The sequence below is a fragment of the Pseudomonas sp. PvP001 genome, assembly GCF_040546375.1.
GTDB classification, from domain to species: Bacteria; Pseudomonadota; Gammaproteobacteria; order Pseudomonadales; family Pseudomonadaceae; genus Aquipseudomonas; species Aquipseudomonas coleopterorum.
Map to the genome: position 1 here is coordinate 744,945 of NZ_JBEPNQ010000001.1, position 24,427 is coordinate 769,371.

At 63.4% G+C, this 24,427-nt stretch carries 24 protein-coding genes, 1 tRNA gene and 1 pseudogene; 13 read left to right on the forward strand and 13 right to left on the reverse strand.

What is annotated here, in order from left to right:
• Nucleotide 1: 1 nt before the first annotated feature.
• Both fadB and ABMD26_RS03390 read right to left on the reverse strand, forming a co-directional pair.
• Nucleotides 2-2,179 (reverse strand): fatty acid oxidation complex subunit alpha FadB, encoded by a 2,178-nt coding sequence (fadB, locus tag ABMD26_RS03385; protein ID WP_354307869.1) that lies wholly within the window; start codon nucleotides 2,177-2,179, stop codon nucleotides 2-4.
• Nucleotides 2,180-2,498: 319 nt separating this feature from the next.
• Nucleotides 2,499-2,936, reverse strand: a complete 438-nt coding sequence (locus ABMD26_RS03390) for a hypothetical protein (protein ID WP_354307873.1) — start codon at nucleotides 2,934-2,936, stop codon at nucleotides 2,499-2,501.
• A gap of 109 nt (nucleotides 2,937-3,045) precedes the next feature.
• Here ABMD26_RS03390 and ABMD26_RS03395 point away from each other — a divergent pair, with 109 nt between their 5' ends.
• Nucleotides 3,046-3,489: a universal stress protein gene (locus tag ABMD26_RS03395; RefSeq protein ID WP_134721369.1), complete on the forward strand. Its 444-nt coding sequence runs from the start codon at nucleotides 3,046-3,048 to the stop codon at nucleotides 3,487-3,489.
• A gap of 59 nt (nucleotides 3,490-3,548) precedes the next feature.
• On the opposite strand, the gene ABMD26_RS03400 is transcribed toward ABMD26_RS03395, so the two are convergent.
• Nucleotides 3,549-5,462 (reverse strand): ATP-binding cassette domain-containing protein, encoded by a 1,914-nt coding sequence (locus ABMD26_RS03400; protein ID WP_134721370.1) that lies wholly within the window; start codon nucleotides 5,460-5,462, stop codon nucleotides 3,549-3,551.
• A gap of 180 nt (nucleotides 5,463-5,642) precedes the next feature.
• On the opposite strand from ABMD26_RS03400, the gene ABMD26_RS03405 reads away from it, so the two are divergent.
• Entirely contained in the window at nucleotides 5,643-7,574 is a 1,932-nt protein-coding gene (locus ABMD26_RS03405; RefSeq protein ID WP_354307879.1) for a transglycosylase SLT domain-containing protein, read from the forward strand.
• 33 nt (nucleotides 7,575-7,607) lie between these two features.
• Here ABMD26_RS03405 and ABMD26_RS03410 read toward each other — a convergent pair whose 3' ends face one another.
• The 3 genes from ABMD26_RS03410 to yegS all read right to left on the reverse strand — a co-directional run bounded on the left by ABMD26_RS03410 (nucleotide 7,608) and on the right by yegS (nucleotide 10,391).
• A complete protein-coding gene (locus ABMD26_RS03410; protein WP_134721372.1) occupies nucleotides 7,608-8,411 on the reverse strand; it encodes an MOSC domain-containing protein in 804 nt (267 codons plus the stop codon).
• Nucleotides 8,412-8,476: 65 nt separating this feature from the next.
• Nucleotides 8,477-9,406, reverse strand: a complete 930-nt coding sequence (locus ABMD26_RS03415; protein WP_354307883.1) for a chemotaxis protein CheV — start codon at nucleotides 9,404-9,406, stop codon at nucleotides 8,477-8,479.
• 82 nt (nucleotides 9,407-9,488) lie between these two features.
• The gene (gene yegS, locus ABMD26_RS03420; protein WP_134721374.1) at nucleotides 9,489-10,391 is read right to left on the reverse strand and encodes a lipid kinase YegS; all 903 of its coding nucleotides are present in this window, start codon (nucleotides 10,389-10,391) and stop codon (nucleotides 9,489-9,491) included.
• Between the two features lie 342 nt (nucleotides 10,392-10,733).
• On the opposite strand from yegS, the gene ABMD26_RS03425 reads away from it, so the two are divergent.
• Nucleotides 10,734-12,203: a mannose-1-phosphate guanylyltransferase/mannose-6-phosphate isomerase gene (locus tag ABMD26_RS03425; protein WP_122741839.1), complete on the forward strand. Its 1,470-nt coding sequence runs from the start codon at nucleotides 10,734-10,736 to the stop codon at nucleotides 12,201-12,203.
• Here the strand turns inward: ABMD26_RS03425 and ABMD26_RS03430 are convergent.
• Nucleotides 12,200-13,414 (reverse strand): molybdopterin molybdotransferase MoeA, encoded by a 1,215-nt coding sequence (locus ABMD26_RS03430; RefSeq protein ID WP_354307890.1) that lies wholly within the window; start codon nucleotides 13,412-13,414, stop codon nucleotides 12,200-12,202. The two genes, ABMD26_RS03425 and ABMD26_RS03430, sit on opposite strands and share 4 nt — an antisense overlap.
• On the reverse strand, nucleotides 13,407-13,946 hold the full coding sequence (gene moaB / locus ABMD26_RS03435) for a molybdenum cofactor biosynthesis protein B (protein WP_056843089.1): 540 nt from the start codon (nucleotides 13,944-13,946) through the stop codon (nucleotides 13,407-13,409). Before moaB ends, ABMD26_RS03430 begins: the two co-directional genes overlap by 8 nt.
• A 72-nt stretch (nucleotides 13,947-14,018) precedes the next feature.
• Here moaB and mobA point away from each other — a divergent pair, with 72 nt between their 5' ends.
• The 3 genes from mobA to ABMD26_RS03450 all read left to right on the forward strand — a co-directional run bounded on the left by mobA (nucleotide 14,019) and on the right by ABMD26_RS03450 (nucleotide 15,077).
• Nucleotides 14,019-14,603, forward strand: a complete 585-nt coding sequence (mobA, locus tag ABMD26_RS03440) for a molybdenum cofactor guanylyltransferase MobA (RefSeq protein ID WP_354307896.1) — start codon at nucleotides 14,019-14,021, stop codon at nucleotides 14,601-14,603.
• Between the two features lie 113 nt (nucleotides 14,604-14,716).
• Complete coding sequence (locus tag ABMD26_RS03445; RefSeq protein ID WP_049859114.1) at nucleotides 14,717-14,938, forward strand: YgdI/YgdR family lipoprotein; 222 nt, start codon at nucleotides 14,717-14,719, stop codon at nucleotides 14,936-14,938.
• A 62-nt stretch (nucleotides 14,939-15,000) separates the two neighbouring features.
• Nucleotides 15,001-15,077: transfer RNA gene (locus tag ABMD26_RS03450), tRNA-Pro, on the forward strand.
• 40 nt (nucleotides 15,078-15,117) lie between these two features.
• Here ABMD26_RS03450 and ABMD26_RS03455 read toward each other — a convergent pair.
• Nucleotides 15,118-16,008, reverse strand: coding sequence for a pseudouridine synthase (locus ABMD26_RS03455; protein WP_134721377.1), 891 nt, complete (start codon nucleotides 16,006-16,008; stop codon nucleotides 15,118-15,120).
• A 55-nt stretch (nucleotides 16,009-16,063) separates the two neighbouring features.
• The gene (locus ABMD26_RS03460; RefSeq protein ID WP_134721643.1) at nucleotides 16,064-16,378 is read right to left on the reverse strand and encodes a transcriptional regulator; all 315 of its coding nucleotides are present in this window, start codon (nucleotides 16,376-16,378) and stop codon (nucleotides 16,064-16,066) included.
• Between the two features lie 180 nt (nucleotides 16,379-16,558).
• Here ABMD26_RS03460 and ABMD26_RS03465 point away from each other — a divergent pair, with 180 nt between their 5' ends.
• The 7 genes and pseudogenes from ABMD26_RS03465 to ABMD26_RS03495 all read left to right on the forward strand — a co-directional run bounded on the left by ABMD26_RS03465 (nucleotide 16,559) and on the right by ABMD26_RS03495 (nucleotide 20,742).
• The gene (locus ABMD26_RS03465) at nucleotides 16,559-16,873 is read left to right on the forward strand and encodes an ElaB/YgaM/YqjD family protein (protein WP_049859771.1); all 315 of its coding nucleotides are present in this window, start codon (nucleotides 16,559-16,561) and stop codon (nucleotides 16,871-16,873) included.
• A 1-nt stretch (nucleotide 16,874) separates the two neighbouring features.
• Nucleotides 16,875-17,264 carry a phage holin family protein gene (locus tag ABMD26_RS03470; protein WP_049859111.1) on the forward strand — a complete coding sequence of 130 codons (390 nt, stop codon included), beginning with the start codon at nucleotides 16,875-16,877 and terminating at the stop codon, nucleotides 17,262-17,264.
• On the forward strand, nucleotides 17,261-17,632 hold the full coding sequence (locus tag ABMD26_RS03475; protein WP_049859110.1) for a hypothetical protein: 372 nt from the start codon (nucleotides 17,261-17,263) through the stop codon (nucleotides 17,630-17,632). The genes ABMD26_RS03470 and ABMD26_RS03475 overlap by 4 nt, the downstream gene beginning before the upstream one ends.
• Nucleotides 17,633-17,807: 175 nt before the next feature.
• Nucleotides 17,808-19,141 (forward strand): annotated as a pseudogene (locus ABMD26_RS03480) (deoxyguanosinetriphosphate triphosphohydrolase).
• A gap of 188 nt (nucleotides 19,142-19,329) precedes the next feature.
• Complete coding sequence (locus ABMD26_RS03485) at nucleotides 19,330-19,956, forward strand: response regulator transcription factor (protein WP_049859108.1); 627 nt, start codon at nucleotides 19,330-19,332, stop codon at nucleotides 19,954-19,956.
• Between the two features lie 8 nt (nucleotides 19,957-19,964).
• Entirely contained in the window at nucleotides 19,965-20,294 is a 330-nt protein-coding gene (locus tag ABMD26_RS03490) for an Hpt domain-containing protein (protein ID WP_134721378.1), read from the forward strand.
• 103 nt (nucleotides 20,295-20,397) lie between these two features.
• Complete coding sequence (locus ABMD26_RS03495) at nucleotides 20,398-20,742, forward strand: YggL family protein (protein ID WP_049859106.1); 345 nt, start codon at nucleotides 20,398-20,400, stop codon at nucleotides 20,740-20,742.
• Between the two features lie 53 nt (nucleotides 20,743-20,795).
• On the opposite strand, the gene ABMD26_RS03500 is transcribed toward ABMD26_RS03495, so the two are convergent.
• From ABMD26_RS03500 to ABMD26_RS03510, 3 genes are read right to left on the reverse strand one after another with little or no spacing between them, the layout of a single operon-like run.
• Nucleotides 20,796-21,707: a hydroxymethylglutaryl-CoA lyase gene (locus tag ABMD26_RS03500; RefSeq protein ID WP_354311790.1), complete on the reverse strand. Its 912-nt coding sequence runs from the start codon at nucleotides 21,705-21,707 to the stop codon at nucleotides 20,796-20,798.
• Nucleotides 21,694-23,625 carry an acetyl/propionyl/methylcrotonyl-CoA carboxylase subunit alpha gene (locus ABMD26_RS03505; protein WP_354307914.1) on the reverse strand — a complete coding sequence of 644 codons (1,932 nt, stop codon included), beginning with the start codon at nucleotides 23,623-23,625 and terminating at the stop codon, nucleotides 21,694-21,696. The genes ABMD26_RS03500 and ABMD26_RS03505 overlap by 14 nt, the downstream gene beginning before the upstream one ends.
• Nucleotides 23,622-24,422 carry an enoyl-CoA hydratase-related protein gene (locus ABMD26_RS03510; RefSeq protein WP_354307918.1) on the reverse strand — a complete coding sequence of 267 codons (801 nt, stop codon included), beginning with the start codon at nucleotides 24,420-24,422 and terminating at the stop codon, nucleotides 23,622-23,624. Before ABMD26_RS03510 ends, ABMD26_RS03505 begins: the two co-directional genes overlap by 4 nt.
• Between the last annotated feature and the right edge of the window lie 5 nt (nucleotides 24,423-24,427).

Sequence of the window (24,427 nt, forward strand, 5' to 3'; positions counted from 1 at the left end):
GTCATTCACCCTTGTTCTGTACGTTGGCCGCTTGCCCGAAGAACGTCTGCCCGGCACGTGCCATTTCACGAAGCTTCTGGGTAGGCTGGTACAGCGGACCCAGTTCGGCGTAGCGGTCGGCCAGGGCGACGAATTCGGCAACGCCCAGCGAATCGATGTAACGCAGCGCACCGCCGCGGAAGGGAGGGAAGCCGATGCCGTAGACCAGGCCCATGTCGGCCTCGGCGGCGGTTTCGACGATGCCGTCTTCCAGGCAGCGTACGGTTTCCAGGCACAGCGGGATCATCATCCAGTTGACAATGTCCTCGTCACTGACTTCGCGCTGCTCGTAGATCACTGGCTTGAGCACATCGAGAGCGGCAGGATCGGCGACTTTTTTCGGCTTGCCGCGCTTGTCGGTCTCGTACGCATAGAAGCCCTTGCCGTTCTTCTGCCCCAGGCGATTGGCTTCGTAAAGCGCGTCGATGGCCGAGCGACGCTCGTCCTTCATGCGGTCCGGGAACCCTTCGGCCATCACGTCACGGCCATGGTGGCCGGTGTCGATACCGACCACGTCCATCAAGTAGGCCGGGCCCATGGGCCAGCCGAACTTTTCCATGACCTTGTCGATGCGCACGAAATCCACGCCGGCGCTGACCAGGCGGGCGAAACCACCGAAGTAGGGAAACAGCACCCGGTTGACCAGGAAGCCGGGGCAGTCGTTGACCACGATCGGGTTCTTGCCCATCTTGCGGGCGTAGGCGACGGTGGTCGCGACGGCGACTTCACTGGACTTCTCGCCACGAATCACTTCGACCAGCGGCATCATGTGCACCGGGTTGAAGAAGTGCATGCCGACGAAGTTTTCCGGGCGTTTGAGCGCCTGGGCCAGCAGGTTGATGGAAATGGTCGAGGTGTTGGACGCCAGGATGGTGTCGTCCTTCACCTGCGCTTCGACCTCGGCCAGTACCGCCTGCTTGACCTTGGGATTTTCCACCACGGCTTCGACGACGATGTCGACATGGCCGAAGTCGCCATAGGACAGCGTCGGCCGGATGTCGTTGAGCGCTTCGGCCATCTTCGCTGCGGTCAGACGCCCTTTTTCGACACGGCCGCCCAGCAGTTTGGAGGCTTCGGCCAAGCCCTGCTCGATGCCCTTCTCGTTGATGTCCTTCATCAGGATCGGCGTGCCCTTGAGCGCCGACTGATAGGCGATGCCGCCACCCATGATGCCGGCACCGAGCACGGCAGCCTGGCTCACGTCTCGTGCCACCTTGTCATAGCCACGGGCCTTGCGCTTGAGTTCCTGATCGTTGAGGAACAGACCGATGAGGCTTTGTGCGGCCGAGGTCTTGGCCATCTTGGCGAAACCGGCGGCTTCGATTTCCAGGGCTTTCTCGCGACCGAAGCTGGCAGCCTTCTGGATGGTCTTGATCGCCTCGACCGGCGCCGGGTAGTTGGGCCCGGCCTGGCCGGCAACGAAACCCTTGGCGGTTTCGAACGCCATCATCTGCTCGATGGCGTTGAGCTTGAGCTTGGCCAGCTTGGGCTGGCGCTTGGCCTTGAAATCGAACTCGCCGCTGATGGCGCGCTTGATCAGGTCGAGCGCCGCAGCTTCGAGCTTGTCCGCTGCCACGACCGCATCGACCGCGCCCACCTTGAGCGCATCATCGGCGCCGTTTTCCTTGCCGGAGGCGATCCACTCGATGGCATTGTCGGCGCCGATGATGCGCGGCAGGCGCACCGTGCCACCGAAACCCGGGTAGATGCCCAGCTTGACTTCGGGCAGACCGATCTTGGCTTCGCTGGACATGACCCGGTAGTCGGCGGCCAGGCACATTTCCAGGCCGCCGCCCAAGGCAATGCCGTTGATGGCGGCAACCGTGGGAACCTCGAGGTCTTCGAAGTCGCTGAAGATACGGTTGGCCTGCAGGTTGCCCGCGACCAGTTCGGCCTCGGGCAATTTGAAATTCTCGACGAATTCGGTGATGTCCGCACCGACGATGAAGACGTCCTTGCCGCTGGTGACGATCACGCCCTGGACCGAAGCGTCGGCCTTGATCGCCGCGATCGCTTCGCGCAGCTCTTCGAGCGTGAGGCGGTTGAACTTGTTGACGGACTCGCCCTTGAGATCGAACCGCAGTTCGACGATGCCGCTTTCAAGAGCCTTCACCGAGATGGCTTTACCTTCGTAAATCATCCACTGATCTCCACGATATGGAAGCTGAACAGTACACGCCGGACGCTGGGTAAAAAGGGGGCGGTACATGGCCGCCGCTCTCTGTAGCCAGGCATACCCGTCAGCGCGGTAGTCGGGATAGTGCTGGAGCGTGACAGAAAAACGCTCGATTCATACGCCCGTTTGATTGGGGTGCGTGTACATTCACGGAAATGCGGGCGATTGTCAAATGCCGCGCAAGGCCTTTGAAAACGCGACTTTGCGGTCATTTCTGGAATGGGGGAAAACACGCACCTGCGACAGCCTGCCGCAGGCATATGACGATAGCTGGAGTTCGGGATCAAGCCAGCGCTTGAAGGACCTTGGCAATATTCTGAAGCACCTTTTCATCACCCTTCTCGCCCCAGTACAGGGCCAACATCTGCGGACCGGCTTCGAGCTTGTAGACATCGGGCGGCAGGGTCGCCAGGTGCGGCAGCAGATGCGGATCGACGCAGGTTTCGCGCCATTGGTTGCACCATATGCCCGGCTCGATCTGCCAGTAGCTCCAACTGTCGACCCGGCCCTTGCGGCGTGGCCGATGGTATTGCGCGCAGGGGTCGGGTGGCTCGACCCTCAACCAGTGTGGCCACTGCTGCGGCGCCAGCTGCATCGCCAGGCCCATGCGTCGGGCCTGCATGCGCACGGCCATGCGCCCGCTCTGGCTGCGCGAGGGCCGCAGCCATACCATGGGGCTGAGAATCAGCGCAAGGATTGACACGACTATCCACACCGTCATAAAGAGTACACCCGCTTAGCGCTTCAAAAAGGTCGGCGAGGGATGCGCATGTCGCACCTCGCCCAAACAGTTCATACTCAAGCTATCGTAATCGTCAGGAGTGCTTCTCATGCCCTACCAACACATTCTGGTCGCCGTCGACCTCACCGAAGAGTGTGACCCGGTCATCAAACGGGCCAGGGAGCTGGCGGTCAGTAATCGCGCCAAGCTCTCGCTGGTGCACATTGTAGAACCGATGGCCATGGCATTCGGCGGAGACGTGCCGATGGATCTCTCGCAGTTGCAACAGCAGCAGTTCGACCAGGCCAAGGAGCGCCTGGAAACGCTTAAGCTCAAGTACCCGGACCTGGTGGTGGGCGACTGCCATCTGACCTACGGCCAGCCGCGTCAGGAGATTCACAACCTGGCGAAGAAGTCCGAGTGCGATCTGGTCGTGGTCGGCAGCCATGGCCGTCACGGTTTGGCGCTGCTGCTGGGCTCCACGGCCAACGACGTGCTGCACGGTGCGCCGTGCGACGTGCTGGCGGTACGCCTGGTCAAGCGCGCCGAATGAGGATCATCAGCGGGGCCGAGCAGCAGCTGCGGCCTCGCTGAGGATTCCAGGGTCAGGGCTCAGGCGTCGAGCTCGGCCCAACGCTCGACCATGGCTTCCAGCTCGGCCTGCGAAGCTTCCAGCTTGGCTATCACGGCGGCGGTCTGTTCGGCAGGTCGCTGATAGAACCCGGCATCGGCCATCTCGGCCTCCAGCGCCGCGATTTCCTGCTCCTTGGCGTCGATCTGGCCCGGCAGGGCTTCCAGCTCGCGCTGCAGCTTGTAGCTGAGTTTCTTCTTCGCCGGCGCCGGCGCCTCGACTGGCGCGGGTTCCGGGGCCTTGACCACGGCGCTGTTGAGCTCGGCCTTGCCCGACTTGTTTTCGGTCACGCCCAGCAGCTTCGGCGAGCCGCCCTGGCGGATCCAGTCCTGATAGCCGCCCACGTATTCGCGAACCTTGCCCTCGCCTTCGAACACCAGGGTGCTGGTGACCACGTTGTCGAGGAATGCCCGGTCGTGGCTGACCATCAACACAGTGCCCTTGAAGCTGGACAGCACTTCTTCGAGCAGTTCGAGGGTCTCAACGTCGAGGTCGTTGGTCGGTTCGTCCAGTACCAGCAGGTTGGCCGGCTTGCTGAACAGCTTGGCCAGCAGCAGGCGCGCACGCTCACCGCCCGACAGCGCCTTGACCGGCGTGCGGGCACGCTGGGGGCTGAACAGGAAGTCGCCCAGGTAACTCAATACGTGGCGGCTCTGCCCGTCGATGTCGATGAAGTCGCGGCCTTCGGCGACGTTGTCGATGACGGTCTTCTCCAGGTCCAGCTGGTGGCGCAACTGGTCGAAGTAGGCGACGTCCAGGCGTGTGCCGACGTCGACCGAACCGCTGGTGGGCTGCAGGTTGTCGAGCATCAGCTTGAGCAGGGTGGTCTTGCCGGTACCGTTGGCGCCCAGCAGGCCGATACGGTCCTCGCGTTGCAGGACCATGGAGAAATCCTTGATCAGCATCGGCCCACCCGGATGGGCGAAGCTGACGTTGTCGAGCACCATGACCTGCTTGCCGGACTTGTCGGCGGTGTCGAGCTGGATGTTGGCCTTGCCGGTGCGTTCGCGACGCTCGCCGCGCTCCACACGCAGCGCCTTGAGCGCACGCACACGGCCTTCGTTGCGGGTACGCCGGGCCTTGATGCCCTGGCGGATCCACACCTCTTCCTGGGCCAGGCGCTTGTCGAACAGCGCGTTGGCGGTTTCCTCGGCGGCCAGCATGGCCTCCTTGTGCACCAGGAAGCTGGCGTAGTCGCCGTTCCAGTCAATCAGGCCGCCGCGGTCCAGTTCGAGAATGCGGGTGGCGAGGTTCTGCAGGAAGGAGCGGTCGTGGGTGATGAACAGTACCGCGCCCTGGAAATCCTTGAGGGCTTCTTCGAGCCAGGCGATGGCGCCGATGTCCAGGTGGTTGGTCGGTTCGTCGAGCAGCAGCAGATCCGGCTCGGACACCAGCGCCTGGGCCAGCAGCACCCGACGGCGCCAGCCACCGGAGAGTTGCTTGAGGGTCTTGTCGGCCGGCAATTGCAGGCGGCTCAGGGTGCTGTCGACCAACTGCTGCAGGCGCCAGCCGTCACGGGCTTCGAGGTCCTGCTGGACATGCATGAGCTTGTTCAGGTCTTCGTCGGTGACGATGTTCTGGCTCAAGTGGTGGTATTCGGCCAGCAATGCGCCCACGCCGTCCAGGCCTTCGGCAACCACGTCGAACACGGTCCGTTCGTCGGCCACCGGCAGTTCCTGGGGCAATTCGCCGATTTTCAGCCCGGGCGCGCGCCAGACGGCGCCGTCATCGGGTTTCTGCACGCCCTTGACCAGCTTCAGCATGCTGGATTTGCCAGTGCCGTTGCGGCCGATGATGCACACCCGCTCACCACGGGCGATCTGCCAGGACACCTTGTCCAACAACGGCATCGCGCCGAATGCAAGGGACACATCGCTGAATTTGAGCAGGGTCATGAGCTTCTCCAAAAACCGGGCGCGCATTCTAACCGACTTTTGCCCTGGCAGACCGAAGGCGGCAATAAAATGAATGATCCTGAACGCTTTCATCGCGCCTGCTCTAGAGGCTAAGCTAGGCTCACTTCTTTAGTGCTGGCACTGCCGACACTTGTCACGTCCTCTCTGCCTGGAAGTCTCATGCGCAGTCGCCTGTTCAGCCTGTTTTCCTGCCTCATCCTGTCTGCTTCCAGCGTCGCCACTATCCAGGCCGCCGACCTGGCCACGCAGCGCCAGTATTACGACGAAGCCAAGCGCGCCCTGGCCAAGGGCGACAGCGGGCCGTACATGCGCTACGCCGCCGAGCTGCAGGATTACCCCCTGGAGGCCTACCTGGCCTACGACGAGCTCACGCCGCGCCTGCGCAGCGCGAGCAACGCCGAAATCGAGGGCTTCCTGGCCAAGCACGGCGACCTGCCCCAGGCCAACTGGATGAAACTGCGCTGGCTGCGGCAACTGGCCGAGCGCGGCGAGTGGGCACCGTTCGTCAAATACTACGACCCCAAGCTCAACTTCAAGGAGCTCGACTGCCTGTACGGCCAGTACCAGTTGAGCAACAGCCAGCTGCGCGCCGAAGGCTATGCCAACGCCGACAAGCTGTGGCTGACCGGCAAAACGCTGCCCACGGCCTGTGACGGCCTGTTCCAGCGCTGGGCCAGTGAAGGCCAGCTCACCGAGAACAAGCGCTGGCAGCGCGCCAAGCTTGCCGCCCAGGCGCGCAACTATCCATTGGCTACCAGCCTGGTGCAGGGTCTGACCACGCTGTCGAGCCAGGGTCGCCTGTTGCTCGATGTCGCGCAGAAGCCCGAACTGCTCGACCAGCCTTCGCGCTTCATGCCGGTGGACGAAGCCATGTCCGACGTGGTCGGGCTGGGTCTGCGCCGCCTGGCTCGCCAGGATCCGGACAAGGCCATGCGCATGCTCGACAGCTATGCCAGCAGCATGCGCTTTTCGGCCGAGGAAAAAGTCGCCATCGCCCGTGAGATCGGCTTGACCCTGGCCCGCCGCTACGACCCGCGCGCGCTGGAACTGATGACCCGCTACGACCCGGAGCTGCGCGACGACACCGTCACGGAGTGGCGCCTGCGCCTGCTGCTGCGACTGGGCCGCTGGCAGGAGGCCTACGACTTGACCACCCGCCTGCCCAAGGACCTGGCGCAGACCAACCGCTGGCAGTACTGGCAGGCGCGCAGCCTGGAGCTGGCCCAGCCGCAGAGCGCCAAGGTGCCGCAGCTGTACAAGGCGGTCGCCAAGGAACGTGACTTCTACGGTTTCCTGGCGGCCGACCGCCTGCAGGCGCCCTACTCGCTCAACAACAAGCCGCTGGTGATGAGCCAGGCGCTAGTCAACAAGGTACGCAACACCGCCGGTATCCGCCGTTCGCTGGAGCTGTATGCGCGCGGCCAGATCGTCGATGCGCGGCGCGAGTGGTATCACGTCAGCCGTCATTTCGATCGCGATGAAATGGTCGCCCAGGCCAAGCTGGCCTACGACATGCGCTGGTATTTCCCGGCCATTCGCACAATCAGTCAGGCACAGTACTGGGACGATCTGGACATCCGTTTCCCGATGGCCCACCGCGACACCTTGATCCGCGAAGCCAACGTGCGCGGCCTGCACACCAGCTGGGTGTTCGCGATTACCCGTCAGGAAAGCGCGTTCATGGACGACGCCCGTTCCGGCGCCGGTGCCATGGGGCTGATGCAGCTGATGCCGGGCACTGCCAAGGAGACCTCGCGCAAGTTCAGCATTCCGCTGTCGTCACCGCAGCAAGTCCTGGACCCCGACACCAACATCCAACTGGGCGCGGCCTACCTGAGCCAGGTGCACAGCCAGTTCAACGGTAACCGAGTGCTGGCCTCGGCCGCCTACAACGCAGGCCCTGGCCGTGTGCGGCAGTGGCTCAAAGGTGCGAACCACCTGAGCTTCGACGTCTGGGTGGAGTCCATTCCGTTCGACGAAACACGCCAGTACGTACAGAACGTGCTCTCCTACGCTGTCATTTACGGCGACAAGCTCAATGCGCCACAGCCAGTAGTGGATTGGCACGAGCGCTTCTTCGACGACCAGTGAGTCGATGGCGGCAGCTCCAGGGCTGCCGCCGGCTCACTCCAGGACAGTGATGGGCATGCCCACTTCGAGCACGCCGGCGCCATCGCAGACCAGGTTCTGACCGAACATGGCATGGCCGTCCTGAAGCCGGTAGCCCTTGAGCGTGGTCAACGGCTCGCGATCGGCGCTGCGCTCGCCGGTCTGCGGATCCAGGGTGGTGAGAATGCAACGCGCGCACGGTTTGAGCACGCGGAAATCCACGTCACCGATACGAATGCGTTTCCAGCCATCCTCGGCGAACGCCGGGCTGCCCTGCACCACCAGGTTGGGGCGAAACTGGATCATGTCCAGCGAGCGGCCGACCCGTGCGCACAGATCGTCCAGCGAACCCTGGCCGATCAGCAGCAGCGGAAAGCCGTCGGCGAACGCCACCTTGTCGCCTTCCTTGCCATAGTCGGCACCGACCGTACGGGCGCGTTCGGCGGGCATATAGACAAGCCGCGTGGGTTTGCCGAGGAAATTGCTGACCCATTGCGCGGCAGCGTCGCCTGCGTCAGGCGCTTCGAAGCTGTCGTACCAGACCTTGACCTGGCGCAAGTCACCTGAAACGGGCACCGGTACATGCAGGTCGGGGAAATCCGTTGCACTCAATACCAAGTCACCCTCGGCTGTAACTTGCGTGTGCAACTGTGTCAGGCGTGGCACCGAGCGTTGCGAGAGGAACAGCCCACGCTCCGCGTCGACCAGCATCCAGCGTCGATCACCCACCAGCCCCAGACCGTCGACGGCCGACTGCTGCAGGGACTGACCCAAGGCTGATTTGAGCGGATAACGATACAACGCGGCAAGGCTCGACATGGCCAAGTTCCTTTGAGCAAAAGAACCGAGTCTAGCGGAACCGCCAAGGCCATGACGAGTCGGGATCAGTGTCGATCCATTTCCAGACGCTGGCGGACCACGTCGACCAGCTTGTCGGGCTGGAACTTTGACAGGAAGTTGTCGCAGCCGACCTTTTTCACCATCGATTCGTTGAAGCTGCCGGACAGGGAGGTGTGCAGCACCACGTACAGCTCGCGCAGCCGTGGGTCGTTGCGGATCTCGGTGGTCAGGCGGTAGCCGTCCATTTCCGGCATTTCGGCATCAGTGAAGACCATGAGCAGCTTGTCGGTCATGCGCTCGCCGGTGTCGGCCCAGGCCTTGAGCTTGTTCAGCGCCTTCAGGCCATCGCTGGCCACATGCATCTTGATGTCCAGCTGCGACAACGTATCGCGCAACTGCGCCAGAGCCACCGTGGAGTCGTCCACCAGCAGCACTTCACGGCCACGAGCGCGCGCCAGGATCGGATCGTCGAGCTTGTCCCGGGAAACACGGGCGTTGTAGGGGACGATTTCGGCGAGCACCTTTTCCACGTCGATGATCTCGACCAGTTGCTCGTCGACTCGGCTGATCGCAGTGAGGTAGTGCTGGCGCCCGGCGCTGGCCGGAGGCGGCAGGATCGATTCCCAGTTCATGTTGACGATACGGTCGACACCACCGACCAGGAACGCCTGGATCGAGCGGTTGTATTCGGTCACGATGATGGTGCTGGTGGGCCCTGGCACCAACGGGCGCATGCCGATGGCCTGGGACAGGTCGATCACCGGCAGCGTCTGCCCGCGCAGGTTGATCACGCCGCAGACGAAAGGGTGGCGCTGGGGCATCAGCGTCAGCTTGGGCAACTGCAGGACTTCCTGGACCTTGAACACGTTGATCGCGAACAGTTGCCTGCCAGCCAGGCGGAACATGAGCAGTTCCAGCCGGTTTTCGCCCACCAGCTGCGTACGTTGGTCAACCGTGTCGAGAATGCCGGCCATGTGAAGCTCCAAAGCCCAAGTGAAAGTAGAGGTACCGGGCTATCGGCGCTGACGGGAATATCTTGACTGCGGTCGCTGATCTTTATTGGCTCAATCGGCGGCTGAGCAGCGGCGAGCCGGCGGGCAAATGGACCTTCAACGCCTTGGGCATGGCGCTGAAGCGCAGATTTTCGCCCTGCAGCGGTTCGCCATCGAGGTTGATGTCGAGGTTTTCCTTGCTGTTGATTTCCACCCACGGCAGCCGTGCACGGACGAACAGGGTTTCCAGCCCTCCGCCGCCGAGCAGGCTTTTCAAGGTGCCGACCACTTCGGTGGGCGCCGGCAGGATGCTGATCTCCAGCAGCCCGTCGTCGACCACGGCTTCGGGGCATAGCTCGTGGCCACCTCCGGCCTGACGACCGTTGCCGATGCCCAGTGCCAACAGGTCGCCTTCCCAGTGGAAGTCCGGACCGCTGAGCGACGCGGAGGCGGCGCGCAATTCGCTGAACCGCGACAGACCGGTGAACAGGTAGGCCGCGCCGCCGAGTACCTTCTTCAGGTCTTCGGAGGTGTTGGCCGTGACCTGGCTGCCGAAGCCGCCGGTGGCCATGTTGAGGAACACCTGTCCGCCCACCTCGCCCAGGTCGATCGCCTGAGGCTCGCGGGCAAGCAGCGCCAGCGCAGGTTCGGGTTCCAAAGGCACCCCGGCGGCACGGGCGAAATCGTTGGCCGTGCCCAGGGGCATCAGGACCAGGCTGGCATCGGTCTTGGCCAATGCCATGGCTTCGGCGACATCGCGCAAGGTGCCGTCGCCACCGCCGGCGATGATGTGGGTATACCCCGCTTGCAGCGCCTCCTCGACCAGACGCTGGGCATCACCGCCTTCCCAGGTCAGACGCACGGCCAGGTCATTGCCCTGCTCCCGGTAGCGCTCGACCGCAGTGCGTACCTCTTCGTTGGAAGCCTGTTTGCCGTGCAATATCAGGATTGCCTTGCGCTCGCTCATGTTGCATGTCTCCGGTGACCAATGAGTTGAACTCTGCCTGATGTGACCACAGCCGCAGCAAAAAAAGCCCGGACGAAAAGTTTTTAACCATTCGTGCATTTACCACTCGCCAACGGTTCTCGTTTAGGCTTTACTGCCACGCAACTGGCCATCATCGAAGTGGCCGTTACCCCTCCGATTCCTGCACGTCCGGCCCGTCTCCGGCTGGCGGTAGCATTGTCGAATCGCTGATTCCTGCGTTCTGCCCTTTTTCCATCGACCCTTTCATGCATCCAGCCTGGCTGGTCGTGTACGCCTGCCCATGCAGGTGCCGCCCGCCTTCTCCAACTCGAGGCTCGACCTATGACGACTCTGATTCCCTGCATCATCGCCGGGGGCTCCGGCACCCGCCTGTGGCCCGTATCGCGCGAAGCCATGCCCAAGCCCTTCATGCGCCTGCCGGACGGCGAAAGCCTGTTGCAGAAGACCTTTACCCGTGCATCGCAACTGCCGGGCGTGGATCGGGTACTGACCGTGACCAACCGCGAGGTGTTCTTCCGCACGCTGGACGACTACCGCCAACTGAACGATCGCAACGCCTTGCTCGATTTCATTCTCGAGCCTGCCGGTCGTAATACTGCGCCGGCCATCGCCAGCGCTGCCCTGCACGCGGCCAAGCACTACGGCGCCTCGGCGCAGTTGCTGGTGCTGCCGGCCGACCATCTGATTCGCGACATCGACGCGTTCCAGGCAGCCGTCAGCGCGGCACGCAAAAAAGCCGACGAGGGTTGGCTGGTCACCTTCGGCCTGGTGCCCCAGACGCCGGAAACCGGCTTTGGCTACATCGAGCGCGGCGCCGATCTGGGCGACGGCAGCTACCAGGTAGCACAGTTCCGCGAGAAGCCGGATCAGGTCACCGCCCAGGCCTACCTGGACAGCGGTGACTACCTGTGGAACGCCGGCATGTTCTGCATGCGCGTCGACGTACTCCTGCGCGAGCTGGAAAAGCACGCACCGGACGTGCTGCTGGCCGCCACCACCTGCCTGCAGGTCAGCGACATCAAGCAGGGCAACCGTGAGCTGCAGGTCGAACTGGACAGCAGCACCTTTGCCCTGGCGCCGGACATCTCGATCGACTATGCCCTGCTTGAACGCTCCGACAAGGTCGCAGTGATTCCCTGCCAGATGGGCTGGAGCGACATCGGCTCGTGGCAGGCCGTGCGCGAGCTGACTCCGGCCGACGCACAAGGCAACCAATGCAACGGCGAGACCGTATTGCACGACGTGAGCAACTGCTACATCGACTCGCCCCGTCGCCTGGTCGGCGCGGTCGGCGTGGACAATCTGGTGGTGATCGACACCCCCGACGCGCTGTTGATCGCCGACGGCAGCCGCACCCAGGACGTCAAGCTGCTCGCCCAGCAACTCAAGCGCCAGGGCCACGACGCCTTCCGCCTGCACCGCACGGTCACCCGCCCATGGGGCACCTACACCATTCTGGAGGAAGGCAAGCGCTTCAAGATCAAGCGAATCGTGGTCAAGCCCGGCGGCACGCTGTCGTTGCAGATGCACCACCACCGCAGTGAGCACTGGATCGTGGTCAGCGGCATGGCTCGGGTCACCAACGGTGACAACGAATTCCTGCTCGACACCAACGAATCGACCTTCATCAAGCAGGGCCACGTGCACCGCCTGGTCAACTCCGGCGTGATCGACCTGGTCATGATCGAAGTGCAGAGCGGCGAGTACCTGGGCGAAGACGACATCGTGCGCTTCACCGACATCTACGGCCGCGCACCGGCAGCCGTCGAGTCGGACAAGAGCAAGGTCTAGAACAGCTCGCTGAACGGGATGAAGGTGACCATATCGCCTTCAGCCACGGTGCAGCCTTCGCCGATCTCGACCAGTCCATGGGCCCAGGCGGCGCTGAGCAGCACGCCTGAGCTCTGATTGGGGTAGATCACCGCCCGCCCCTGTTCGACACGCCCGCGCAGGTACTCACGACGCGTGCCGGCGCGAGGCCAGGCGAACCCGGCGGGCAGCTGGAAGCGCAGCGGCGCCACGTCCTGTACACCCAGGCGGCGCAGCAGGTAAGGCCGTGCCAGAAGGGTGAAGGTCACCAGTGTAGAAGCGGGATTGCCCGGCAGGCCGATGACCGGCACGCCACGAAAGTGGCCGAAGGTCAGCGGCTTGCCGGGTTTGATCGCCAGTTTCCAGAGGGCCAACTGACCCTCCTCGCGCAGGGCGATGCCGAGAAAATCGGCTTCGCCCACCGAGACGCCCCCCGTGGACAGAATCAGGTCCACATCACCCAACGCCGCCAGGCGCTGGCGTGTCTGTTGCAGATCGTCGGGCAGAATCCCGGCATCCACCACTTCGCAGCCCAACCCGCTCAAGGCACTGCACAGCACCTGACGATTGCTGTTGTAGATCTGTCCGGGCCCCAGCGGCTGACCCGGTTCGACCAATTCATCGCCTGTCGACAGTACCGCCACCCGTGGTCGGCGAACCACGTCGATATGGGCCTGCCCCATGGACGCCAGCAACCCCAGCTCGATCGCGCCCAGGCGGCTGCCCGCCGTCAGCAGGCGGTCGCCGATACGGGTTTCCTGCCCTTGCGGACGGACGTTCTGGCCAACTCTCAAGGCCTGGTTGAAGCTCACCCGCTGATCATCCTCGATGCGAGCGTTTTCCTGCATTTCCACGCAGTCGGCGCCGTCCGGCATCGGGGCGCCGGTGAAGATGCGTGCACAGGTGCCGGGCTCCAGCGCCTCGGGCACGGCGCCGGCGAAGATACGCTGGCTGACGCGCAGGGGTTGACCCTGCCAGTCCTCTCGGCGCAGCGCGTAGCCGTCCATGGCGCTGTTGGGCCAGGGTGGCAGGTCGAGGGTGGCGATCAGGTCATCGGCGAGCACCCGACCGCTGCCCTGGGCCAGGGCGATCTGCTCACGCTCGCGGATGGGCGCGGCATCGGCCATGGCCAGCAGTTGCGCCAGCGCCTGCTCGACCGGTAGCAGCGGCTGCGCCGCCGGCAACTCAGCCACGGCTGACGCAGGGCTCGGCCTGCTTGAGGTGCACGACGAAGTTGCAGGGCCGGTGACGCACGTCCAACTGCTCGGCGAGAATGCCGTCCCAGCCGGTACGGCAGGCATTGGTCGAGCCCGGCAGGCAGCACACCAAAGTGCCGTTGGCGAGCCCGGCCAGGGCGCGGGACTGCACGGTCGAAGTGCCGATGTCGGCCACGGAGATCTGCCGGAACAGCTCGCCGAAGCCATCGACCTGCTTGTCCAACAGGCAGGCGACGGCTTCCGGAGTGCTGTCGCGACCGGTGAAGCCGGTGCCGCCAGTGATCAGCACCACCTGGCATTGATCGTCGGCGATCCACTGCGCCACCTGGGCGCGGATCTTGTACAGGTCGTCCTTGAGCAGCGCGCGGGCATAGAGGCCGTGACCGGCTGCACTGAGGCGATCGACGAACAACTGACCAGAGGTGTCGGTTTCCACGGTGCGGGTGTCGCTCACCGTCAAGACGGCAATATTGAGGGGCACGAAGGGTACATCTGCCTTGGCTTTCATTGGCGAGGTCCGGTTGTCTGATGGAATGGGCGGTGTTATATCACAGCCCCCAGCCACTGTCCGAGCGCCCGAATGAACGCTGCCGATACCCTGCCCCTGTGCTCTGTCCTGCTCCTGGCAGGTGGCCGCGGCCAACGCATGGGGGGCCGTGACAAAGGCCTGATCAACTGGCGTGGCCAGCCGTTGATCCAGCATCTGCAGCACTGTGTACGGCCAATGACCGATGACCTGATCATCTCCTGCAATCGCAACCACGAGCACTACGCCGCCTTTGCCGATCAGTTGGTGCACGACGAAAGCAGCGACTTCCCGGGACCGATGGCCGGGATGATCGCGGGGCTGGAGGCGGCGCGGCACCCTCTGCTGCTGGTGCTGCCCTGCGACGTACCGGGCGTGGACAGCGTATTGCTCGCTAGCATGCGCCATACCCAGCAGGCGCATCCGGACCGGCCACTGATGGTCCGCCAGGGCGAGTTCTGGGAGCCGCTGCTGTGCATCGTGCCAAAGGCCCATCTGACTGCGATGCGTCAGGCCTGGGATGCCGGCGAACGCAGTCCGCGGCGCGTGCTGTTGGCGCTCGGCGCGCAGGCGCTGCAATGCGCCGAGGATGATCCACGCCTGGCCAATCTGAACACGCCGCAACTGCTGGTTCGCTGACAGCGTTCCCAGGCGCTAGACTGTTACGGTCGGACCAACGGAACTTTGCTGGCACAAATACCGTCTCACCCCCGTATACGCCAGTACCCTTTTTTGTTTTGTGGAGAAACATAATGACTCACCGGATCCTTCCCGCCTTCATGCTCGCGCTGGGCCTGGCATCGCTCGCCGGTTGCGCATCGCCTACCGTGATCACCCTCAATGACGGTCGTGAAATCCAGGCAGTGGATACCCCCTCCTACGACGAAGACGCTGGCTTCTACGAATTCAAGCAGCTGGACGGCAAGACCACTCGGGTCAACAAAGACCAGGTGCGGACCGTCAAGGAGCTGTAATGGCCGGGCGCTGTTTGCGGTGACATCACCGCAGGCGCGCCCTGCAGCACGGTTGAAGATCACGGAGTGTAGCGCAGCCAGGTAGCGCGTCTCGTTCGGGACGAGAAGGCCGCAGGTTCGAATCCTGCCTCTCCGACCATGTGCAAGAAAAAGCCCGCCTTTCGGCGGGCTTTTTCGTTCTAGAACGCCAGGCTCAGGCGCGTATCGAAGCTGCGCAGTCGCCCGTCGAGCGGATCCTGGAACTGCAGCGACCGAGCCAGCAGCTTCAAGGGCCGGGCATAGTCGTCCACCTCGGTGTCGATCAACTGCGGGTAGAACGGATCGTTGCAGATACTGGCGCCCAGTGCGGTCATGTGTACCCGCAGCTGATGGGTCTTGCCCGTCACCGGGTTGAGCACATAGCGCCACAGGTGCTCGCCTTTTTCGGCGACCTCGATGCGGGTTTCGCTGTTGCTCTGCCCCGGCGCCTCGCGCATGCGGAAGAACGGTTCGCCATGTTCCAGGCGGCTCTGGTGCACGAGGGGAAATTGCAACTGGGGCAGCGCGGGCGCGATGGCTTCGTAGCGCTTTTCGATCTGGCGGGTGGGAAACAGTTGCTGATAGGCACTGCGCGTCTGCGGGTTGGCCGAGAACAGCACCAGGCCGGCGGTGTGTCGATCGATGCGGTGCAGCGGCACCAGATGCGGGTTGTCTAGACGACGGATCAAACGGCGCAGCAGCGTGTGCTCGACATATTCGCCCGTCGGGGTCACCGGCAGAAAGTGCGGCTTGTCGGCAACCACCAGGTGTTCGTCGACATGCAGCACCTGCTCTTGAGCAGCAATCGGTCGCTCGTTCGGCACTTCACGGAAATAGTGGATGCGCAGACCTTGCTTGTAGGCATGCGCGGGACCGATGGGCACGCCCTCTGCGTCCAGCACCCGGTCTCGGGCCATCCGGCTCAACCACTGGGCACGGTCGATGGCCTGGAAATGTTCGCAAAGGCAGTCCAGCACGGTCGCCCAGTTGCCAGGGGGCAGGCACAGGGTACTGGCCTGGTGAGCCGCGGGGTCGAACTTGGGTGCAGACATGCCTTGATTCCACGATCGTTTCAGACCGCGATTATCGCCCACGGCGACACGGCTGTCATCGCGCGTAGACGGCCTGGGCCGCGTCGGTGAACTCCTTGAGCCAACGCAGGACGTCCACTGCCTCCCAGCGGGTGGGATCGTACAAGGCATACAGCAAGCCGTTATAGCCCACCACGTCCAGCGGACGGTGGTAGCCGGCGCGCTGGAAAAGTGCTTCTACTTCGGCAAAGCAGGTATTGAAGTGAAGCTTGCTGAAGGGCGTCTTGCCTTCGGTGACCAGGCCGTCGAGACGCAGCTCGAGCACCGCCTCCCGAACCACATCCGGGCTCATGCGGTTGACGCTGTACTTGAGTTGTTCGACGTTGAGCATGGGTGACGAGTTATCCATATACTGTATCTTTATACAGCATAAGCGAGCCGCCAATGGCCAGTCAATTGCACCCTCACTGGCGATTATGGGCTATACAGGAGAAAGCACCGCGTAATGGCACTGAACCTTCGGGATCACCCCTACTCGAAACATCCAGACGCCACCCATATGGAGATCAACATGGCCACCCCGACCACCAAAGCAGCTCAAGAAGTTCTCAAAGCGGATTTTCAAGCACTGGTCCGTGACACCGAAAAACTGCTCGAGCACACCGCGAGCATCGCTGGCACCCAGGCTGAAGAACTGCGTGCGCAGATCAACGAAAGCCTGCTCAAGGCTCGCGAATCCCTGCAGCAGACCAAGGAAACCGCAGCCGAGCGCAGCCAGGAGGCCGTAGTCGCGGCTGAAGGCTACGTGCAGGAAAATCCTTGGCAGTCCGTCGGCATCGCTGCCGGTGTAGGTTTCCTTCTGGGCCTGCTGGCTACAAGGCACTGATATGTCCCTCCTCGACTCCGATACCACAGACAACAGCACCGGCTCCACGTCCCGGCGCCTGGGTGCTGCCATGCTCGGCCTGCTGCGCAGTCATGTCGAACTGTTCGGCATCGAGTTGCAGGAGCAGAAATCACGAACCGTCAGCCTGTTGCTTTTCGCAGGGCTGGCCCTGGTCTTCGCGCTGCTGGCACTGGTCGCGTTGTCCGGTCTCATCCTGATTCTGCTGTGGGACAACTACCGCATGGCCGGCATGGTCGGCCTGGCGGTGTTCTACGTGCTGGCCGGTATCTTCTGCGCCTTCCGCCTCAAGGCGGCGGTGTTCGATGAGTCCTCGCCGTTCAGTGGAACACTGGAAGAACTGGCCAACGACAGGGAGCGACTGCTGCCATGAGCCGAACCGAACCCACCAGCGCGCAATCGCGGCGCGACATGCGCAAATCGTTGATTCGCCTGCGCATGGAAATGCATCGTCAGGAGCTGCGGCATGAGTCGCGGCAACTGGTCAACCCGCTCAACCGCCTGCGCGGTCTGGGTCAGTCGGTGCAGACCGGCATGGGCATCAAGCATGCCTCGCTCTGGGGTATTGCCGGGGTCACGCTGATGGGCTTCCTGACCGGACGCGGGGCTGGCAACAGCGTCCGTGCCCCGGTGGTGGCTCCGGTGCGTGCTCCCGGTCGCCTGTCTCGACTGGCGAAAGTCGGCGCAACCCTGTTGCCGCTGATCAAGCTCGCCATGCAGGGCACCGCGCGCAGACGCTAGCACTGCAGCACAAGGCAACCCGGATGCGGTCTTCACTGCGTCCGGGTTGCTTTTTTTTGCTCGACGTTCAGGCCCGCAGTGCACTTTTCGATACGTTCACGGCCCGCTGCCAGCCTTGCCAGCCGGCCTGCGCAGGCCGACACTGCAGGCTCGATCGGCTCCCGGAGGAATCGCCTTGGATTGGCACACACTGCTTACACGTGAACGCTTGGGCAAGCCCCTGCATAGCCCTGAAGAACTGGGCCGTAGCCCGTTCCACAAGGATCACGACCGCATCATCTTTTCCGGTGCCTTCCGCCGACTGGGGCGCAAGACTCAGGTGCATCCCGTTTCCAGCAACGACCACATCCACACGCGCCTGACCCATTCGCTGGAAGTCAGTTGTGTGGGCCGCTCTCTGGGCATGCGCGTGGGCGAAACCCTGCGCGATCAATTGCCGCAATGGTGCGAGCCCAGCGACCTGGGCATGGTGGTGCAGTCGGCCTGCCTGGCCCATGACATCGGCAACCCGCCCTTCGGCCATTCCGGGGAAGACGCCATTCGCCACTGGTTCCGCCAGGCGGCAGGACGCGGCTGGCTCGATGCGATGAGCGAAGTGGAGCGCGACGACTTCCTCAACTTCGAGGGCAATGCCCAAGGCTTTCGTGTACTCACCCAGCTGGAGTATCACCAGTTCGACGGCGGCACCCGGCTGACCTATGCCACCTTGGGTACCTACCTCAAGTATCCCTGGACCGCGCGCCATGCCGACGCCCTGGGCTACAAGAAGCACAAGTTCGGTTGCTATCAGAGCGAGCTGCCGCTGCTGGAGCAGATTGCCGGCAAGCTGGGCCTGCCGCTGCTCGAAGAGCAGCGCTGGGCCAGGCACCCGCTGGTGTACCTGATGGAGGCAGCGGATGACATCTGCTACGGCCTGATCGACCTGGAAGACTCGGCCTGGAAATGGAGTTGCTCGACTATGCCGAGGTCGAAGCCCTGCTGCTCGATCTGGTGGGCGACGACATCCCCGACACCTACCGCCAACTGGGGCCGCTGGACTCGCGCCGACGCAAGCTGGCGATCCTGCGGGGCAAGGCCATCGAGCACCTGACCAATGCGGCCGCACGCGCGTTCGTCGAACAGCAAGAGGCGCTGTTGGCCGGCCAGCTGAGTGGCGATCTGGTCGAGCACATGCATGGCCCGGCCAAGCGCTGCGTGCTCGATGCCAAGGACATGGCGCGCAAGAAGATCTTCCAGGACAAGCGCAAGACCCTGCACGAGATTGGCGCCTACACCACGCTCGAAGTGCTGCTCAACGCCTTCTGTGGCGCGGCGCTGGAGCAGCACACCACCGGTAAGCTGTCGTTCAAGCACCAACGCATCCTCGATCTGCTGGGTCACAACGCACCGCAACCGGATTGGCCGCTGCACAAGTCGTTTCTGCGCATGATCGACTTCATCGCGGGCATGACCGACAGCTATGCCGCGGAGATGGCCGGAGAAATGACCGGGCGTTCCAGCTCGTTCTAGCAGAGCGTATTGAAATAAACGAATACAAACGATAGTTGACTCTTTCGAATCAAACTATCTTTGTATTCCGTTACGCTTAATTCTGTAGGAAGTTTCCTAGAATCATACTTTGCTGGGTCCGTTCGTATGCCCTTTTGAGCAACTGGGCTAAGGTGCGCGCTTTTACTGGATCGTTCAGGAGAGGCTGCATGCGTAATGTATTCATCATCGATGATCACCCTGTCATTCGGCTGGCCGTCAGAATGATTCTGGAAAACGAAGGCTACTGCGTTGTCGGCGAAAGCGACAACGGGGTGGATGCGATGCAGATGGTGCGCGAGTGCCAACCCGATCTCCTGATTCTCGATATCAGTATTCCCAAGCTCGACGGGCTGGAAGTCCTGACCCGGTTCCACGGCATGAACGTGCCGTTCAAGATCCTGGTATTGACCGCGCAGGCTCCGGCCTTGTTCGCCATACGCTGCATGCAGTCGGGCGCCGCCGGTTTCGTCTGCAAGCAGGAGGCACTCAGCGAGTTGATCAGCGCCGTGCGCGCGGTGTTTTCCGGTTATAACTATTTTCCCAGCCAGGCGTTGATCCCCTCACGCGAAGACGATGGGCAACTTCAGGAACTTGAATTGTTCAAGGCCATCAATGACCGTGAGTTGATGGTTCTGCAATTGTTTGCCCAAGGCCGCAGCAACAAGGAAATAGCCACTGGCATGTTTCTGAGCAACAAAACGGTGAGCACCTACAAGAAGCGCCTCATGCAGAAACTTCAGGCCAATTCGCTGGTGGAACTTATCGAAATGGCCAAGCGCAATGCATTGGTGTGATTGAGCGCATGAACACGATCGACCAACTTCAAGCCCTGACCGGGGGCAACAGGGCATTGACTCGGCGACTGCTCGAAGAAGTACTGCGCAGTTGCACGGACGACGGTCAGCAATTGCTCGCCATTGCCCACGATGATCATCCACGGATGGTGGACATTGCCCACAAGATCCATGGCGCCGCCCGGATCGTGCAGGCACGTGCCGTGTATCAAGCGTGCGAGGCACTGGAAGCGAGCGCGGCACAGGACGACCTGCGGCCCTTGCGCGAAGCCCTGCACACGGCCCTGATGCAATTGCAGGCCGAACTGGGGCAGACCTTGGCCGAGCTGGACCCGTGATTGCCAGGGTCAGGCCGGCAGTGGTTCATTTTGTCACTGAATCGGGCAGGCGCTCGGCTTAACTGGTAGACTGCGCCGCGATATTACCTAAGAGGATTGTTTCATGGCCACTAACCGCTCCCGTCGTCTGCGCAAAAAACTGTGCGTCGACGAATTCCAGGAATTGGGTTTCGAATTGAACCTGGACTTCAAGGAGGATTTGGGTGACGAGGCAATCGACGCATTCCTCGACGCATTCCTGACCGAGGCGATGGATGCCAACGGCCTGGACTATGTTGGCGGCGACGACTTCGGTCTGGTGTGCTCGGCCAAGCGTGGTTCGGTCACCGAAGAGCAGCGCAGCACCGTCGAAGCGTGGCTCAAGGGCCGCGACGAACTGACCCGCGTCGAAGTCAGCGAATTGCTGGACGCCTGGTACCCAGAGAAGCCGATCAACCCGGCTGCTTGATGTACCCCTGAAAAAGGCCATCTGCGGATGGCCTTTTTTGTGGGCGCGATTTGCTACCGCGCCCCGGCCGCGCCGCTCCGGGCGCGTGCCACGCGAGACGCGCTCTGCCGGCCCAGCGCGAGCATGATCGCCTGGCCGGCCTGGACGACCCGATCCAGATCCACACCGGTCGAGATGCCCAACCCGTGCAGCAGGTAGAGGACATCCTCGGTCGCCACATTGCCGCTGGCGCCGGGGGCATAGGGACAACCGCCCAGCCCTGCCACGGAACTGTCGAACACCTGGACGCCTTCCAGCAGGCAGGCGTAGATATTGGCCACCGCCTGGCCATAGGTGTCGTGAAAGTGCCCGGCCAGCTGCCCACGTGGCACCCGCTGCGCGACGGTGTCGATCAATCGCCTCGCCGCTCCAGGCGTACCGATGCCCAGGGTGTCGCCCAACGACAGTTCGTAGCAGCCCATCTGCAGCATGGCATCGGCCACGTTGCGCACCCGCTCCGGCGCGATGTCGCCCTCGTACGGGCAGCCCAGCACGCAGGACACGTAGCCGCGCACCTTGATGCCGTGGGCTACGGCGGCGGCGAGCACCGGCTCGAAGCGTTGCAGGCTCTGCGCGATGGAACAGTTGATGTTGCGCTGGGAGAAGGATTCGGACGCGGCGGCGAACACCGCCACCTCGGACGCGCCTGCGGCGATGGCCGCTTCGAAGCCTTGCAGGTTGGGCGTCAGCGCAGCGTAGGTCACGCCTGGCGCGCGCGCGGTGGCGGCGAAGACCGCCGCGCTGTCGGCCATCTGCGGCACCCAACGCGGCGATACGAAGCTGCCGACCTCCACATGCTCGAGGCCCGCCGCGACCAAGGCCTCGACCAGCGCCACCTTGTCCTCGGCACGCACCTGGCCTTGTTCGTTCTGCAAGCCGTCACGTGGGCCGACTTCGACGATCCGCACCCGCTCAGGCAGCATGATCGGCCTCCTGCATCTCGATCAACACAGTGCCTTCGCTGACCATCTGGCCTTCTTCGCAGCACAACGCCCGGATCACGCCCGCCCGGCTGGCGCGCACGGTGTGTTCCATTTTCATGGCCTCCAGCACCACCAGACCATCGCCCTGCTCGACCGCCTGACCTGGGCTGACCAGCAGGCGGACAATGCTGCCGTTCATGGGCGCCGCCAGCGAACCCTCCAGCACCGCACCCGCGGTACCTGCGGACAGGGCGTCAACCTGGCTGACCTCGTAGGGATCGCCCTGCCAGTACAGGTAAACAACGTCGCCGCGACGGTCGATCAGCCGGGTTTCATCCAGGCCCGATGGCGCTGCCAGGCTAACCGTGCACAATTGGGTCTGCGCGCCACAGCGTAGATCCAGCGTGGCTTTCGCAGGTGCCAGCAGGCGCCAGCCCGTCGGTGCGCTCCAGGGTGAATGCCGATCCTGCTCGCACACACTGTTCGGGGTCGAGCGCAGGTACGCCTGCGCGGCGCTTTGCCAGAAGGCCTGGGTTAACGTCGGGGGGGTAGGCAACAGCGCTGCGGCATGCCGTTCGATGAAACCCGTGTCGACTTCGCCCTGAGCGAAGGCCGGCGTGGCAAGGATGCGTTGCAGCAGCGCCAGATTGCTCTTGATTCCGCCGACCGCGGTTTCGCCCAGCATGGCCAGCAGACGCAGGCGGGCCTCTTCGCGGGTTTCGCCCCAGGCAATCAGTTTGGCGATCATCGGGTCATAGAACGGCGAAATGGTATCTCCTTCCCGCACCGCGCTGTCTACCCGCCGGCCGGGCCCGGCTGCCGGCTCGCGGTACAGCGCCAGTTGCCCGCTGGCAGGCAGGAAGCCGCCCGCAGGGTCCTCGGCGTACAGACGTACCTCGATGGCATGGCCGAGCAAGGGCACCTGTTCCTGAGTCAGCGGCAAGGCTTCGCCGCGGGCAACACGGATCTGCCAGGCCACCAGGTCCAGCCCGGTGATGGCTTCGGTCACCGGATGCTCGACCTGCAAGCGGGTATTCATCTCCATGAAGTAGAAACGAGCGTCGCCATCGAGCAGGAATTCGACGGTGCCCGCGCCGACGTAGCCAATGGCCTGGGCGGCGCGCACGGCGGCTTCGCCCATGGCTCGGCGCAAGGACGCATCGAGCCCCGGCGCCGGTGCCTCCTCCAGCACTTTCTGATGCCGGCGCTGGATGGAGCAATCGCGTTCATGCAGGTAGAGACAGTGCCCGTGACCATCGGCAAAGACCTGGATCTCGACGTGCCGCGGGGCCGCAAGGTATTTTTCCACCAGCATGTGCCCGTCGCCGAAGGCGGCCAGCGCCTCGCGCCGTGCGGAGTCCAGGGCAGGCCCCAGCTGGGCGGCCGATTCGGCCACCTTCATGCCCTTGCCACCGCCGCCCGCCGCGGCCTTCAGCAGCACCGGGTAACCAATGCGCTGGGCAGCGTCGACGAACGTCTGCAGATCCTGGGCCTGGTCGTGATAGCCCGGCACCAGCGGCACCCCGGCCTGTTCCATCAAGGCCTTGGCTGCGGACTTGCTGCCCATGGCTTCGATCGCCTCGGCGGGCGGGCCAAGAAACAGGATGCCCTCGTGCGCCAGGCGCCGGGCGAAGGCGGCGTTTTCAGAAAGAAAACCGTAGCCGGGATGGACCGCATCCGCCCCACAGGCCAGCGCCGCAGCGACCACTTTGTCGATCTGCAGGTAGCTGTCGGCAGGCTTGCTGCCGCCCAGGGGGATGGCCAGGTCGGCCTCGTGTACGTGGCGAGCCTCGGCGTCGGCTTCGCTGTAGATGGCTACGCTGCGGATACCCATGGCTCTGGCAGTGCGGATGATGCGACAGGCGATCTCGCCGCGGTTGGCGATCAGCAGGGTTCCGAGGGTCTGGGTGGAAGGTTTCATGGCAACACCTCGGCCCAGGCGGGCGCGCGTTTTTCGAAAAAGGCCTGCATGCCTTCCTGACCCTCGGCGCTGGTACGCAGGCGGGCGATCAGGGCTTGCGCACAGGCCTGCCGTGGCGCCGTGGCCTGGCCATCGCCGATCTCCAGCAGCAGCGCCTTGCAGGCACGCATGGCTTCGGGACCGTTGCCGAGCAGGCGACACGTCCAGTCCTGCACCGCCTGTTCCAGCTCGGCACGTGGATACACTTCATCGAGCAGCCCCAACTCCCTGGCCCGCAGGGCACCGAAACGCTCGGCGGTCAGGGCGTAGCGGCGCGCGGCGCGCGGGCCCATGGCCTGGACCACGTAGGGACTGATCACCGCCGGAGCCAGACCCAGGCGCACCTCGCTCAGGCTGAACAGCGCATCGTCGGCGGCGATGGCCATGTCGCAACAACTGACCAAGCCCATCGCCCCGGCGAATGCAGCCCCTTGCACCACCGCGATCGTAGGCAGTGGCAGGCGCTGCAGTTGCTCCATGAGCTGGCCCAAACGCGCAGCTTCAGCGAGGTTTTCCGCGTAGCTCAGGCGAGCGCTGGCCTGCATCCAGGCCAGATCGGCGCCCGCGCTGAAGTGGCGGCCATGGCCGCGCAGGAACATGAAGCGCAATGCCGGCTGTTGGCTGACCCACTCGAAGGCTTCATGCAGTTCCTCCAGCATGAGCGCGTTGAAAGCATTGTTCTTGTCCGGCCGATCGAGCCAGACGCTGGCGACCTGGTCGGCGCTGATGTGCAGCTGTACCGTGGAAAATTCGTGCATACCCT

What these genes read in the sequence shown, in the direction of transcription:
- fadB (WP_354307869.1), bottom strand. Translation starts at nt 2,179, where the DNA reads ATGATTTACGAAGGTAAAGCCATCTCGGTGAAGGCTCTTGAAAGCGGC.
- ABMD26_RS03390 (WP_354307873.1), bottom strand. Translation starts at nt 2,936, where the DNA reads ATGACGGTGTGGATAGTCGTGTCAATCCTTGCGCTGATTCTCAGCCCC.
- ABMD26_RS03395 (WP_134721369.1), top strand. Translation starts at nt 3,046, where the DNA reads ATGCCCTACCAACACATTCTGGTCGCCGTCGACCTCACCGAAGAGTGT.
- ABMD26_RS03400 (WP_134721370.1), bottom strand. Translation starts at nt 5,462, where the DNA reads ATGACCCTGCTCAAATTCAGCGATGTGTCCCTTGCATTCGGCGCGATG.
- ABMD26_RS03405 (WP_354307879.1), top strand. Translation starts at nt 5,643, where the DNA reads ATGCGCAGTCGCCTGTTCAGCCTGTTTTCCTGCCTCATCCTGTCTGCT.
- ABMD26_RS03410 (WP_134721372.1), bottom strand. Translation starts at nt 8,411, where the DNA reads ATGTCGAGCCTTGCCGCGTTGTATCGTTATCCGCTCAAATCAGCCTTG.
- ABMD26_RS03415 (WP_354307883.1), bottom strand. Translation starts at nt 9,406, where the DNA reads ATGGCCGGCATTCTCGACACGGTTGACCAACGTACGCAGCTGGTGGGC.
- yegS (WP_134721374.1), bottom strand. Translation starts at nt 10,391, where the DNA reads ATGAGCGAGCGCAAGGCAATCCTGATATTGCACGGCAAACAGGCTTCC.
- ABMD26_RS03425 (WP_122741839.1), top strand. Translation starts at nt 10,734, where the DNA reads ATGACGACTCTGATTCCCTGCATCATCGCCGGGGGCTCCGGCACCCGC.
- moaB (WP_056843089.1), bottom strand. Translation starts at nt 13,946, where the DNA reads ATGAAAGCCAAGGCAGATGTACCCTTCGTGCCCCTCAATATTGCCGTC.
- mobA (WP_354307896.1), top strand. Translation starts at nt 14,019, where the DNA reads ATGAACGCTGCCGATACCCTGCCCCTGTGCTCTGTCCTGCTCCTGGCA.
- ABMD26_RS03445 (WP_049859114.1), top strand. Translation starts at nt 14,717, where the DNA reads ATGACTCACCGGATCCTTCCCGCCTTCATGCTCGCGCTGGGCCTGGCA.
- ABMD26_RS03455 (WP_134721377.1), bottom strand. Translation starts at nt 16,008, where the DNA reads ATGTCTGCACCCAAGTTCGACCCCGCGGCTCACCAGGCCAGTACCCTG.
- ABMD26_RS03460 (WP_134721643.1), bottom strand. Translation starts at nt 16,378, where the DNA reads ATGCTCAACGTCGAACAACTCAAGTACAGCGTCAACCGCATGAGCCCG.
- ABMD26_RS03465 (WP_049859771.1), top strand. Translation starts at nt 16,559, where the DNA reads ATGGCCACCCCGACCACCAAAGCAGCTCAAGAAGTTCTCAAAGCGGAT.
- ABMD26_RS03470 (WP_049859111.1), top strand. Translation starts at nt 16,875, where the DNA reads ATGTCCCTCCTCGACTCCGATACCACAGACAACAGCACCGGCTCCACG.
- ABMD26_RS03475 (WP_049859110.1), top strand. Translation starts at nt 17,261, where the DNA reads ATGAGCCGAACCGAACCCACCAGCGCGCAATCGCGGCGCGACATGCGC.
- ABMD26_RS03485 (WP_049859108.1), top strand. Translation starts at nt 19,330, where the DNA reads ATGCGTAATGTATTCATCATCGATGATCACCCTGTCATTCGGCTGGCC.
- ABMD26_RS03490 (WP_134721378.1), top strand. Translation starts at nt 19,965, where the DNA reads ATGAACACGATCGACCAACTTCAAGCCCTGACCGGGGGCAACAGGGCA.
- ABMD26_RS03495 (WP_049859106.1), top strand. Translation starts at nt 20,398, where the DNA reads ATGGCCACTAACCGCTCCCGTCGTCTGCGCAAAAAACTGTGCGTCGAC.
- ABMD26_RS03505 (WP_354307914.1), bottom strand. Translation starts at nt 23,625, where the DNA reads ATGAAACCTTCCACCCAGACCCTCGGAACCCTGCTGATCGCCAACCGC.
- ABMD26_RS03510 (WP_354307918.1), bottom strand. Translation starts at nt 24,422, where the DNA reads ATGCACGAATTTTCCACGGTACAGCTGCACATCAGCGCCGACCAGGTC.